Genomic DNA, 13,066 nt, shown 5'->3' with positions numbered 1-13,066 from the left:
ATATTTTCAACAGGTTTTTCGTTGGCAGGGTCAGATGTGTTTAAGAGCCAGCCCCCAGGCCCGGGCAAACCCCCCTTCCGCCGCCATGGAGGCGGGCCGCCGCCTCCGGACCGGGGCGATCCTTGCTCGCGTCGGTGTGCGGGTCCGTTCCGTGGGACCCGACGCGGCGGGGCCGGCCGGCCGGGGTTCGGCTCTCGCCCGCTGCGGCGGCGGGCAGGTGGACCGTCCTCACGTGGCGGCCGTCCAGGAGGGAAACCGACCGGTCCGCCAGGGCCGCCGTTTCGGGGTCGTGGGTGGCGAGCACGACCGTGATCCGGTGGGAGCGGGCCGCCGTGGTGAGCGTGCGCAGGACGTGGCCGTGTTCGGCGCGGTGCAGCGGGGCGGTCGGTTCGTCCGCGAAGAGGACCGTGGGGGCGCAGACCAGGGCGCGGGCCACCACCACGCGCTGGCGCTCCGACTGGAGGAGCGCGTGCGGGCGCTTGCGGGCCGTGTCGCGGATGTCGAGGCGCTCCAGCCACTCCAGGGCGGCGGCCTTGGCGGCCCGGCGGCCGGTGCCGCGCAGCATCAGCGGCAGGGCGGTGTTCTCCCAGGCGTTCAGCTCGGGGACGAGGGCCGGCTCGGGGTCGATCCACCCGAAGCGGTCGAGGCGCAGCCGTTCCCGGGCGAGCGCGCCCATCCTGTGCACGGGGACGCTGTTGAACCACACCTCCCCCCGCTGGGGCCGCAGCTGTCCGGACAGGCACCGCAGGAGCGTGGTCTTGCCGCTGCCGCGCGGGCCGGTGACGGCGAGGATCTCGCCCTCCCGGACGGCCATCGACACACCGTGCAGTGCGGGCGTGCCGTCGTGCGCGTAGGTCAGACCACGTGCCCAGAGCACGTCGTTGTCCGGCGGGGCCACCATGGGCGTACACCTCGGTTCGGATCAGGATTGCCGGGGGAGCCCCCCGTCCGGGGGAACGAAGGCAGGGCCGATCGGTTACAGGGGCACGCTAGGGAGTCGGGGCGGCGGGGGGTGGACAGCACACGGCCCGGGGCGCCCCCATCTCACTCGGATGGGGGCGCCCCGGGCCGTGTGAAGGTCCGTTCACGCCCGGTCGCCGGTCGCCGGTCGCCGGTCGCCGGTCGCCGGTCGCCGGTCGCCGGTCGCCGGTGCGCCGCGGCGACGGAGCGCTGCGGCGCCGGGGTGGGGCAGGAGCGGCGCCTACAGCAGCGTCCACGCCTCCGACAGCGTCGCGCGCAGGATCTGTTCGATCTCGTCGAACGTCGACTGGTCGGAGATCAGCGGCGGCGCGAGCTGGACGACCGGGTCGCCGCGGTCGTCGGCCCGGCAGTAGAGGCCGTTCTCGAACAGCTTCTTCGACAGGAAGCCGTAGAGGATCCGCTCGGTCTCGTCGTCGTCGAAGCTCTCCTTCGTCGTCTTGTCCTTGACCAGCTCGATTCCGTAGAAGTAGCCGTTGCCGCGGACGTCGCCGACGATCGGCAGGTCGTGGAGCTTCTCCAGCGTGGACCGGAAGGCCGCCTCGTTGTCGAGGACGTGCTGGTTGAGCTTCTCGCGCTCGAACAGGTCGAGGTTGGCGAGGCCGACGGCGGCCGAGACGGGGTGGCCGCCGAAGGTGTAGCCGTGCAGGAAGGTGTTGTCGCCCTTGTAGAAGGGCTCGGCTATGCGGTCCGACACGACGCAGGCGCCGATCGGGGAGTAGCCCGAGGTCATGCCCTTGGCGCAGGTGATCATGTCCGGGACGTAGCCGAACTTGTCGCAGGCGAACATCGTGCCGAGCCGGCCGAAGGCGCAGATGACCTCGTCGGACACCAGCAGCACGTCGTACTGGTCGCAGATCTCGCGGACCCGCCGGAAGTAGCCGGGCGGCGGAGGGAAGCAGCCGCCCGCGTTCTGCACCGGCTCCAGGAAGACGGCCGCGACCGTCTCGGGGCCCTCGAAGAGGATCTGCTGCTCGATCTGGTCGGCGGCCCAGCGGCCGAAGGCCTCCGGGTCGTCGCCGTGGATCGGGGCGCGGTAGATGTTGGTGTTCGGGACCTTGTGCGCGCCCGGGACGAGCGGCTCGAAGGGGGCCTTCAGGGCCGGCAGGCCGGTGATGGACAGGGCGCCCTGCGGGGTGCCGTGGTAGGCGACGGCGCGGGAGATGACCTTGTACTTGGTCGGCTTGCCCTGGAGCTTGAAGTACTGCTTGGCGAGCTTCCAGGCCGTCTCGACGGCCTCGCCGCCGCCGGTGGTGAAGAAGACCTTGTTCAGATCCCCGGGCGCGTGGGAGGCGATACGTTCCGCCAGTTCGACGGCCTTCGGGTGGGCGTACGACCACACCGGGAAGAACGCCAGCTCCTGCGCCTGCTTGAACGCGGTCTCCGCCAGCTCGGTGCGGCCGTGGCCCGCCTGGACCACGAAGAGACCGGCGAGACCGTCGAGGTACCGCTTGCCCTTGTCGTCGTAGATGTACGTGCCCTCGCCCCGGACGATGGTGGGGACCGGGGAGTTCTCGTACGAGGACATGCGGGTGAAGTGCATCCACAGGTGGTCGTACGCGGTCTGGCTGAGGTCCTTGGGGCTCACGGGTATCGCGTCCTCACGGTTATCGGGTTCCCCACATGTAGGTCTGCTTCTTGAGCTTGAGATAGACGAAGCTCTCCGTCGATCGCACGCCGGGCAGGGTCCGGATGCGCTTGTTGATGACCTCCAGGAGGTGGTCGTCGTCCTCGCAGACGATCTCCGCCAGCAGGTCGAAGGAGCCGGCGGTGATCACGAGGTACTCCACCTCCGACATGGCCGTCAGCGCGTCCGCCACCGGATCCAGGTCGCCGTCGACGTGGATGCCGAGCATCGCCTGGCGCCGGAAGCCCACGGTGAGCGGGTCCGTGACGGCGACGATCTGCATCACGCCCTGGTCGAGCAGCTTCTGGACGCGCTGGCGCACGGCCGCCTCGGAGAGGCCGACGGCCTTGCCGATCGCGGCGTACGGCCGTCGGCCGTCCTCCTGCAGCTGCTCGACGATGGCGAGGGAGACGGCGTCCAACTGCGGGGGGCCGTTCCTGGGCTCCCGGGAGTCCCTGGAGCTATGGGAGTCCCTGGAGTCCCTGGAGTCCTTCTGGTCTGCGCTTCGACTGGCCACGGCCTCACTGTGCACGACGTCTCGACAGTTCCGCAAGGCTGAACCGATGAAATTCGTTGTTTACGGGGTTGTGGCTTGCGGATTTCGCAGCCATCGAGGTGTTGGGGGTGTTGAAAACGTGGGGCGGCGGATTAGGGTGGTGTCTCAAGGAATGGACACCCCAACCCTGGACCCATCTGGAGGGCCGGCAGTGAGCACCGAGCTGCGTCGTCTGCGCAATTACATCGACGGGGAATTCCGTGACGCCGTCGACGGACGGACCACCGAGGTGGTCAACCCCGCGACGGGCGAGGCCTACGCGACCGCGCCCCTGTCCGGACAGGCCGACGTCGACGCGGCGATGGCCGCGGCCGAGGCCGCGTTCCCGGGCTGGCGGGACACGACCCCGGCCGAACGGCAGAAGGCCCTGCTGAAGATCGCCGACGCGTTCGAGGAGCGGGCCGAGGAGCTCATCGCGGCGGAGGTGGAGAACACGGGTAAGCCGATCGGGCTGACCCGCTCCGAGGAGATCCCGCCGATGGTGGACCAGATCCGCTTCTTCGCGGGCGCCGCGCGGATGCTGGAGGGGCGCTCGGCCGGCGAGTACATGGAGGGCATGACCTCGATCGTGCGCCGTGAGCCGGTCGGCGTCTGTGCCCAGGTCGCGCCGTGGAACTACCCGATGATGATGGCCGTGTGGAAGTTCGCGCCGGCGATCGCCGCGGGCAACACCGTCGTGCTGAAGCCGTCGGACACGACGCCCGCGTCGACCGTGCTGATCGCCGAGATCGTCGGGTCGATCCTGCCCAAGGGCGTCTTCAACGTCATCACCGGCGACCGCGACACCGGCCGGCTGATGGTCGAGCACCCGATCCCGGCCATGGCGTCCATCACCGGGTCCGTGCGGGCCGGTATGTCCGTCGCCGAGTCCGCGTCCAGGGACCTCAAGCGGGTCCACCTGGAGCTGGGCGGCAAGGCACCGGTCGTCGTCTTCGCCGACACCGACATCGCCAAGGCCGTCGAGGACATCTCGGTGGCGGGCTTCTTCAACGCCGGGCAGGACTGTACGGCCGCGACCCGTGTCCTCGTGCAGGAGGGCATCCACGACGAGTTCGTGGCCGCGCTCGCGAAGGCGGCGGCCGAGACGAAGACCGGGCAGCCGGACGACGAGGACGTGCTCTTCGGTCCGCTCAACAACCCCAACCAGCTCAAGCAGGTCGCCGGGTTCATCGAGCGGCTGCCGGCCCACGCCAAGGTCGAGGCCGGTGGCCACCAGGTCGGCGAGAAGGGGTACTTCTACGCGCCGACCGTCGTCTCAGGGCTGAGGCAGGACGACGAGATCATCCAGCGCGAGGTCTTCGGACCGGTCATCACCGTGCAGGCCTTCTCCGACGAGGGACAGGCCGTCGAGTGGGCGAACGGCGTGGAGTACGCGCTGGCCTCGTCGGTGTGGACGAAGGACCACGGGCGGGCCATGCGGATGTCGAAGGCGCTGGACTTCGGGTGTGTGTGGATCAACACGCACATTCCGCTGGTCGCGGAGATGCCGCACGGCGGGTTCAAGAAGTCCGGGTACGGCAAGGACCTGTCGGGTTACGGGTTCGACGACTACACGCGGATCAAGCACGTGATGACGTCGTTGGACTGAGGGGTCGTTGACGGACGGTTCGCCGTGGCTGATCGCGCGGTTCCCCGCGCCCCTGTAGGGCCTGCGGCCCATCGGGGCGCGGGGGGCCCCGTGTTCACGCGTCGCTCCCTGCTGGGCGCGGCCGCGTCTCTCGGTGTGTTGACCGGGTGCGGTGTGCCCGCCGCCTACGTGGCGCCCGGTGACCGGGCCGGGGTCGACCTCTCGGCCCGGGACAAGCGGCTGAGCTGGTCGAACTGGCCGCTCTACATCGACACGGACGACGAGGACGACACCCGGCGGCCGACCCTGGAGGCGTTCGAGGAGCGCACCGGGATCGCCGTCGACTACGTCGAGGAGATCAACGACAACGACGAGTTCTTCGGCAAGATCAGTCCGGCTCTGATGAACCGTCAGCAGACCGGCCGGGACCTCGTCGTCGTCAGTGACTGGATGTGCGCCCGGTTCGTACGGCTCGGATGGGTGCAGGAGATGGACCGGGCCCGGCAGCCGAACGTCAGCCGCCATCTTGATCCGCAGCTCCGGTCGCCCGCCTTCGATCCCGGCCGGGTCTTCACGGTGCCGTGGCAGTCGGGGATCACCGGGATCGCGTACAACCGGCGGAGGGTGGGCCGCGAGATACGCCGGGTCGCCGACCTGTGGGCGGACGACCTCAAGGGACGGGTCACCCTTCTCTCCGGTCTGGACGAGGCGTTCGCGTTGCTGATGCAAGGCAACGGAGTCGATGTCACGCGCTGGACGGCGGACGACTTCCACACCGTCTGCGACCAGGTCGCCTCCCGCGTCCGGCGCGGTCACATCCGCCGCTTCACGGGCAACGACTACATCAAGGACCTCGCCGGCGGGGACGTCCTCGCCTGCCAGGCCTACTCCGGGGACGTCATCCAACTCCAGGCCGACGACCCGGACATCCGGTTCGTCGTACCCGAGGAGGGCGCCGAACTCTGGTCCGAGTCCCTGATGATCCCCAACCTCGCACGCCACAAGACCAGCGCCGAGCGCCTGATCGACCACTACTACGACCCCGAGGTGGCCGCCGAGCTCGCGGCCTGGGTCAACTACGTCTGCCCCGTCCCGGCGGCCCGCGACGTCCTGGCCTCTGCGAGGGACGAGGAGACTGCCGCCCTCGCCGAGGACCCCCTCATTTTCCCTGACGACACCATGCGGGCCCGGCTGGCCGTGGCCCGGGACATCACCCCCGGGGAACGCCGTGAGTTCTCCCGGCGGTGGAACGGGATCGTGGGTCTTTAGGGGGGCTTAGGTCCTGAGCACTTCTTCCGGAGCCTTCGGGAGTCTTCCGGAGTCTTCAAGGGTCGTTTGGGGAGCCGGGGGAGCCGGCGGAGCGGTAGGGCGCGGTCCGGGGGCGCCCGGGAGGCCTGGGAGCGTGCCGGGGGCTGGAGGGTCACCTCGGGGTTGGTGCCGGCGTTGGGAAGGCGGGGAAGGCCTCGTCGGCCTCGTCGTACCGATAGCAGGAGGGCCGTCATGCGGCTGACCGACCATGTCACGCTCGTCGCCGGCGGAGCGTACGGATTCGATCTCAGCGACCCGTTGGACTGTCACGTCTACCTGGTGCGGGGCGCCCGGCACAGCGTGCTCGTGGACGCCGGGGCCGGCCGGTCCGCCGAGAGCATCGTGCGCGCCGTGCGCGCCACCGGCGCCGACCCCGGCCGTCTCCTGCTCACCCACGGCCACGCCGACCACGCGGGTGGAGCCGCCGCGCTCGCCGAACGGCTGCCCGGACTGCGCGTGCTGGCCGGCGCCGAGGCCACGGGGTGGATCGCGGCGGGAGACGAAGCGGGCGTCAGTCTGGACCGGGGAAAGGCGTCCGGGTACTACCCGGCCGACTACTCCTTCGCCCCCTGCCCCCAGGTCGAGGCCCTGGCGGACGGTGAGGAGATCGACCTCGGCGGCGGAGTGGTCCTCCGGGCCGTCGCGACGCCGGGTCATGCCGACGGCCACCTCTGCTTCCACCTGCGCGCCCCCGGGCACCGAGCGCTCTTCTCCGGTGCAGAACCTGCACGACTGCCGGGTTCCCGAGTACGCGGCCAGTCTGAACAGGCTGGCGGCGCTCGACGTGGACGCGCTGTTCCCCGGCCACCACGAGGTCTCGCTCGCGCGGGCCGGGCGCCATCTGGAGGCCGCCCGCGACACCCTCGCCCGCGGGCTGCTGCCGAAGAGCACGACATGACTCCGCGTGACTCCGCATGACCTGCGTGACTCGCATGACTCCGCATAACTCCGTGTGACTCCCCCTGAATTGGGGCGAGCAATGCGTGACGGCCTTGTGGAGGTAATGCGATTGTCTGGCGCGCGGTGGCGTTTTATCAGCCTTTCGCAGTCGATTCGGACCCGACGGATTCGCCGACGAAGGGTTGCGGCGCATGTCGTCGTGACGTAGTTACGTGAATCATGAACCTGTTCACCCGTGCTGCGTCCCTGCGCCGCCCGGCAGCCCCCACAGCCGCACAACTCCCCCACGAGTCCGCGGCATTCGCTCCCGACGGCATGTCCGACCCCGCACTCACGATGCTGACCGGCGAATGGATGATCGACTCGGCGCACAGCCGTATCGGTTTCTCCGTCCGGCACGCCCTGGTCACGACCGTGCGAGGGGCCTTCACCGAATATCAGAGTCGGCTCTATTTCGACGGTCGTGATCCCTCGCGTTCACGGGCCGAGATAGTGCTGTCCACCGCGTCCGTCGACACCGGAGTGGAACAACGCGACGCCCATCTGATGGGTCGCGATTTCCTGGATGCCGCGACTTATCCGCGTATGCGCTTCGTCAGTACGGCGGTGCGCCTCGTGGGCAACGATGTCTACCGCATGGCCGGTGAACTCACGATCAAGAGCATCACCCGCCCCGTCGATCTGGAACTCACCTACATAGGACACGTCATGGATCCGTTCGGGTACGAGCGGGTCGGTTTCGACGGCACCACCACCATCAACCGTTCCGAATGGGGCCTCACCTACAACCAGCGGCTCGCGGAGGGCGGTGCCATGGTGAGCGAGAAGGTGCGCCTGCAGTTCGACATCGCCGCGATCCGCTCCGTCCCCGGCGGCTGACGGCCCGTCGCGTTCACGTGGGGCCCGGCACCTGTCGGGCCCCCGCTTTTGAACGCGTTCAAGTAGGGGCGTACGCTCACGGCATGAGCGACAGAGCCGCCCTGCTGAAGGGCATCCGTGCGTGGCTGGTCTTCTTCGTCGTCTGTCTGGTGCTGAGTGGCGCCACAGCCTTCCCGCTGGTGCACGAGCTGCGCTGGACCGAGGAGTTGTTGCGGTCGCTGTCCGTCGGGGAGTACCTGCCGGCCCTGGTCGAGTGGATCGAGCGGGTCCGGGCGGGACTCGACGAAGCCGACGCCCGATACCCGTTCCTCCTGTACGGCACGGACTGGCTGGCGTTCGCGCACCTGGTGATCGCGGTGTCCTTCTACGGCCCCTACCGCGACCCGGTCCGCAACATCTGGGTCATCGAGTTCGGCATGATCGCCTGCGCGGGCATCATCCCCCTGGCCCTGATCTGCGGGCCGATCCGCGACATCCCCTTCTGGTGGACCGTGATCGACATGTCGTTCGGGGTCTTCGGGGTCATCCCGCTCTACGTCGTACGGCGGCGGATCAAGCGGCTGGAGGCCCTCACCGGCGGATGGGACCGGAAAACTGTTATCCCGGCCGCCTCCACACCGTCTCCGTAGGCACCCCTGTCTCCCCACACACAGGAGCGAGCCGTATGAGCAGTGTGAGCGGTGTGATCTCCGCCTCGGAGGTTCCCCATGTCGGAGCGATGGCTGAGAAGGTACGGAACACAGCCGAGTGAACAGGGTGAACCGGGCGGGATCGAAGGGGACGTACGTGGACGGGCGGCAGTGGCGGTCCACCATCGCGGACGCGCAGGCGGGGGACCGGCGCGCCCTCGACGAGCTGGTCGCGGGCTGGCTGCCGCTCGTCTACAACATCGTCGGCCGGGCCCTCAACGGCCACGCCGACGTCGACGACGTCGTGCAGGAGACCATGCTCCGTGCCGTCGACAACCTCGGCACGCTGCGTGATCCGGACAGCTTCCGCTCCTGGCTGGTCGCGATCGCGATGCGGCAGATACGGGACCGGGCGCGCCGCCGCACCGCCGACCAGCTCGACGACCACGACGCCCACGGTGCTACCGACTTCGCCGAACTGACCGTGCTGCGGCTGCAGTTGGAGGGGCAGCGCAAGGAGGTCGCGGAAGCGGTCCGCTGGCTCGACGACGAGGACCGGCAGCTGCTGTCGCTGTGGTGGCTGGAGGTCGCGGGTGAACTCACCCGACGGGAACTGGCCTCGGCCGTCGGCATCAGCCGGCAGCACGCCGCCGTCCGGGTCCAGCGGATGAAGGCCCGGCTGGAGACGGCACGCGGCATCGTCCGCGCCCTCGACTCCTCCTGCTCCGACCTGGGCCGGGTCACCGCACGCTGGAGCGGGCAGCCCGACTCGGTGTGGCGCAAACGGATCGCCCGGCACATCCGCGGCTGCGCTCGCTGCGACGGCCACGGCCGCCCCGGCGAGGTCCTCGTCCCCGCCGAGCGCCTCCTCGTCGGGCTCGCCCTGGTTCCCGTCCCCGTCGGCTTCACCCTGTCCCTGGCGTTCGGCGGCAAGACGGCCGTGGCGGCGACGACCGCGACCGCCTCCGTGGGCTGGTCCGCCAAGGTGATCGGCGCCCTCACCAAGCCCGCCGTCGCGGTGACGGCGGGCGCGACGATGGTCGCCGGGGGCGCGTACGTCGTGACGCAACCCCCGGCGGACCTGCCCGCGCAGGCCGCGCCGTCGGCGATGAGCACGGCCCGTGGCCCCGCGGCTCCGGCGCCGCGCGCACCCTCGCCGTCGCCGTCGTCCTCACCGTCCCCCTCGGCCTCCCCGTCGTCGAAGAAGCAGAAGGGGAAGGAGAGGGAGCCGAAGGACCTGTACGGCACGGTTGTCGACGTGGCGGACGCGGCACCGGACCCGGACTCCCCGCCCCCCGCCCTGCCGCGCCGGCCCGAGTCCGGCGTCACGAGCAGCGGTGGCGCGCGGACCGTGATGAACCACCGGGGCGACCACGTGACGTTCACCGGCCGGGGATATGTCCTGGTCCGCTGGCAGATCTCGCCCCAGTACCGGCCGGGCGGTCTGGTCATGCCGACCTGGACCGGCCTGGACGGCAGGCTCTTCCACGTCGCCTCGGGCGGTGGCCGCCGTATGGACGACCCGACCTCCGCCGACGGCAGGATCTCGGGAATGGGCGGCCCCGACACCGGTTACACCGTCCTGCCCGCCGGCACCCAACAGATGTGGCAGAACGAGTACTTCTACCTCGACGGCACGGTCGCCCTCACCCAGAACGAACGCGGGGCCGACTACGGCATCACCGTCGCCCCCTCCACCTGGGACGCCGTCACCGAGGACATCACCGTCGGCCCCGAACGGGGAGCCATCCGCTACGGCCTCGTCCGCGACGACGGCAAGGACTCGGCGCCGGTGCCGCAGTACGTCACGCGGGAGAAGCCGGCGGACGCGGCGACCGTGCCTCAGCGGTCCGAGGTGTAGCGGGCGCGTGCGTGCGGGTGGGGGCTGATCGAGCGGGTCCCCGTCCCCTTCAGAGGGCCGGCCGCCCGTTGCCCGTGGCCCTGAGCGCGCACAGGGCGTCGATGCGGTTGGTGGTGATCGAGTCGACACCCCAGGACAGCAGGCGGCGCATGGAGCGTCGGGTGTCCGGGGTCCAGGCGGAGAGCAGGTAGCCGTCCCGGTGGACACGGTCCACCAGGGGGCGGGTGAGGAGGCCGAAGCGGTAGTTCAGCCAGCGCGGGCGGATGGCGTCGAGGAGGGCGGGACGCGGGGGCGCGGCGGTCTTCCAGGTGAGGGCGAGCTCGGCCGTGGGGGCGACGGCACGGACGGCGAGCACGGTCCGCGGGTCGGCGCTGTAGTAGACACGGTCCTCGGCATCGCACTCCCGTACGATGCCGAGGATCTGCCGCACCGCCCGGGGGTTCACCGCACCCGGCAGGTCCACCATCACGCGGCTGCCCCCGGTGGCGAGCAGCGCCTCGGCCAGCGTCGGCACCCCGTCGGCCGTCAGCCCGCGCAACTCCGCGGCGGAGAGCGCGGCCAGCGGCCGGTCCACCTCCCAGAGCCGGTGCAGCGTCGAGTCGTGGAGCAGGACCGGCACCCCGTCACGGGTCGTCCGTACATCGAACTCGACGGCTTCCGCACCGAGTTCGAGCCCGGCCCGCAGGGAGTCGAGCGTGTTCTCGCGGTGGCGGTAGGGGGCGCCGCGATGGGCGACGGCTGTCACGGTGCGCATGGTGGTGGTTTCCGGTCCCGATCGGATCATAGGGTCAGCCAGGCCGAGGTGTAGGTGTCGATCTCTGCGATCACCCGGGCCTTGCCGGGCTCGTCGAGGAAGGACGCCTCCACGGCGTTCTTCGCGAGCGCGGCCACCCCCTGCTCGTCGAGGTCGAGGAGGCGCGCGGCGACCGCGTACTCGGTGTTCAGGTCGGTGCCGAACATCGGCGGGTCGTCGGAGTTGACGGTGACCAGCACGCCGGCCTCGACGAACTCCTTGATGGGGTGCTCGTCGAGGGTGCGGACCGCTCGGGTCGCTATGTTCGAGGTCGGGCAGACCTCCAGGGCGATCCGTCGCTCGGCGAGATGGGCCAGCAGCTTCGGGTCGCCGGCCGCGCTGGTGCCGTGGCCGATGCGTTCCGCGCGCAGTTCGTTGAGCGCGTCCCAGATCGTCTCGGGCCCGGTGGTCTCGCCGGCGTGCGGCACGGAGTGCAGCCCGGCCGCGATCGCCCGGTCGAAGTGCGGCTTGAACTGCGGCCTCGGTACGCCGACCTCGGGTCCGCCGAGGCCGAACGACACCAGCCCCTCCGGCCGCAGCCGGTCCTCGGTCGCGAGCCGCACGGTCTCCTCGGCCGCGATCAGCCCCGCCTCGCCGGGAATGTCGAAGCACCACCGCAGGACGGTCCCGAACTCGGCCTCCGCCGCCTTCCGGGCGTCCTCGATCGCGTCCATGAAGGCCCGCTCCTCGATCCCGCGACGGGTGGAGGAGTACGGCGTGATGGTCAGTTCGGCGTAGCGCACCTGCTGCCGGGCGAGGTCCCGTGCCACCTCGAACGTCAGCAGCCGGACGTCCTCCGGGGTGCGGATCAGGTCGACGACGGACAGGTACACCTGGATGAAGTGGGCGAAGTCCGTGAACGAGAAGTAGTCCGCGAGGGCCTCGGGATCCGTGGGCACCTGCGAGTCGGGGTGGCGGGCGGCCAGTTCCGAGACGATGCGGGGGGAGGCGGAGCCGACGTGGTGCACATGCAGTTCGGCCTTCGGCAGACCGGCGATGAAGGCGTGCAGGTCGCGGGTGCCGGGAGCGGCGGCGGCGTCGGCGACGGCGACGGCGGGGCTCAGGGGCACGCCCTGCGCGGTGCGGTGGTCGGTCAAGGTTCCTCCCCGGGAACGGCGTCCGCCCGGGACCGTGGTCTGCTGCGGGGAACGCGGGTGATCGGCTGATCGGTGACTCGGGGATCATCGTAGGCGGCCGTCCGCACATCGAACCCCGGGCCTTAGCATGACCGAACGTACGCTGATCGCGTCAGACGGAAAAGAAGACGCGGAACGGCACAGAACGTCACAGGGGGACCGCTCATGTCAGCCGACGAGGCACCGATTCCGGAAGCACCGGCCGCTCCGCAGCCCGCCCCGTGGGCATCCCCGCAGGGCGACGCCGCGCTACCGCCGACCGTGGTCGACGGCGCCACGCTCCCAACAGTGACCGACGACGCCGTGCCGCTGACCGTGGTCGACGGTGCGGAGCTGCCGACGATGATCGACGACGCCGTGCCGCTGACGGTGGTGGACGGTGCGGCGCTGCCGACGGTGACGGAGGACGCGGTTCCCTCGGCGCCCGGCGGCAGTGCCGACATGCTGACGGTGGCCGACGGCGTGCCCCTGCCGGCCGCGCCGGACGCCGTCCCGCGGCCCGGGGACGCGATACCGTCCCCGACGCTCGCCGAGGCACCCGCTGCGACACCGGCCCCGACGGTCGCCCTCGACAAGCCGACCGCGCCGAACCCGACGACCGCGCCGAACCCGACGACCGCGCCGAACCCGACGACCGCGCCGAGCCCGACGACCGCGCCGAGCCCGACGACCGCGCCGAGCCCGACAGCCGCGTCCGCCCCAGCACCTCAGGCTCCGTACGACCCCTGGGCCGCACCGGCCGACACCCCGGCTCACGGCAGCCCCGCGCACACGCCGACCCCCGCGCCGCAGCCCTGGACGGGACCCGGCGCGTTCGCACCCCCGGGTGACC

Annotated in this window: 9 protein-coding genes and 3 pseudogenes; 7 read left to right on the top strand and 5 right to left on the bottom strand. The window is 70.7% G+C overall.

The window, feature by feature from the left end; all coding sequences use genetic code 11:
* Positions 1-184 precede the first annotated feature (184 nt).
* The 3 genes and pseudogenes from P1P70_RS29340 to P1P70_RS29330 all read right to left on the bottom strand — a co-directional run.
* A pseudogene (locus tag P1P70_RS29340) lies at positions 185-901 on the bottom strand (ABC transporter ATP-binding protein); the annotation flags it as partial.
* 300 nt (positions 902-1,201) lie between these two features.
* Positions 1,202-2,566: an aspartate aminotransferase family protein gene (locus P1P70_RS29335; protein ID WP_319242995.1), complete on the bottom strand. Its 1,365-nt coding sequence runs from the start codon at positions 2,564-2,566 to the stop codon at positions 1,202-1,204.
* A gap of 19 nt (positions 2,567-2,585) precedes the next feature.
* Entirely contained in the window at positions 2,586-3,137 is a 552-nt protein-coding gene (locus P1P70_RS29330; RefSeq protein ID WP_413471564.1) for an Lrp/AsnC family transcriptional regulator, read from the bottom strand.
* 175 nt (positions 3,138-3,312) lie between these two features.
* Between P1P70_RS29330 and P1P70_RS29325 the strand changes: the two genes are divergently transcribed.
* From P1P70_RS29325 to P1P70_RS29300, 6 genes are all read left to right on the top strand, one after another.
* Positions 3,313-4,749 carry a gamma-aminobutyraldehyde dehydrogenase gene (locus P1P70_RS29325; RefSeq protein ID WP_319242990.1) on the top strand — a complete coding sequence of 479 codons (1,437 nt, stop codon included), beginning with the start codon at positions 3,313-3,315 and terminating at the stop codon, positions 4,747-4,749.
* Positions 4,750-4,839: 90 nt separating this feature from the next.
* Positions 4,840-5,997, top strand: coding sequence for a spermidine/putrescine ABC transporter substrate-binding protein (locus P1P70_RS29320; protein ID WP_319242988.1), 1,158 nt, complete (start codon positions 4,840-4,842; stop codon positions 5,995-5,997).
* 231 nt (positions 5,998-6,228) lie between these two features.
* Positions 6,229-6,954 carry an MBL fold metallo-hydrolase gene (locus tag P1P70_RS29315; RefSeq protein WP_319242986.1) on the top strand — a complete coding sequence of 242 codons (726 nt, stop codon included), beginning with the start codon at positions 6,229-6,231 and terminating at the stop codon, positions 6,952-6,954.
* Positions 6,955-7,155: 201 nt separating this feature from the next.
* Positions 7,156-7,815, top strand: coding sequence for a YceI family protein (locus P1P70_RS29310; RefSeq protein ID WP_319242983.1), 660 nt, complete (start codon positions 7,156-7,158; stop codon positions 7,813-7,815).
* Positions 7,816-7,898: 83 nt separating this feature from the next.
* Positions 7,899-8,444 carry a hypothetical protein gene (locus P1P70_RS29305; protein ID WP_319242981.1) on the top strand — a complete coding sequence of 182 codons (546 nt, stop codon included), beginning with the start codon at positions 7,899-7,901 and terminating at the stop codon, positions 8,442-8,444.
* Between the two features lie 118 nt (positions 8,445-8,562).
* Complete coding sequence (locus tag P1P70_RS29300) at positions 8,563-10,305, top strand: sigma-70 family RNA polymerase sigma factor (protein WP_319242979.1); 1,743 nt, start codon at positions 8,563-8,565, stop codon at positions 10,303-10,305.
* 49 nt (positions 10,306-10,354) lie between these two features.
* Here P1P70_RS29300 and P1P70_RS29295 read toward each other — a convergent pair whose 3' ends face one another.
* Positions 10,355-11,059 (bottom strand): glycerophosphodiester phosphodiesterase, encoded by a 705-nt coding sequence (locus P1P70_RS29295; RefSeq protein WP_319242977.1) that lies wholly within the window; start codon positions 11,057-11,059, stop codon positions 10,355-10,357.
* Between the two features lie 26 nt (positions 11,060-11,085).
* Positions 11,086-12,302: pseudogene (locus P1P70_RS29290) on the bottom strand (adenosine deaminase).
* 97 nt (positions 12,303-12,399) lie between these two features.
* Here P1P70_RS29290 and P1P70_RS29285 point away from each other — a divergent pair.
* Positions 12,400-13,066: pseudogene (locus P1P70_RS29285) on the top strand (hypothetical protein); the annotation flags it as partial.

It is taken from the genome of Streptomyces sp. MB09-02B (assembly GCF_033794485.1).
In the GTDB taxonomy this organism is placed as follows: Bacteria; Actinomycetota; Actinomycetes; order Streptomycetales; family Streptomycetaceae; genus Streptomyces.
The sequence above is the reverse complement of the archived record's forward strand: the minus strand, read 5'-3'. Positions and strand labels throughout refer to the sequence as shown.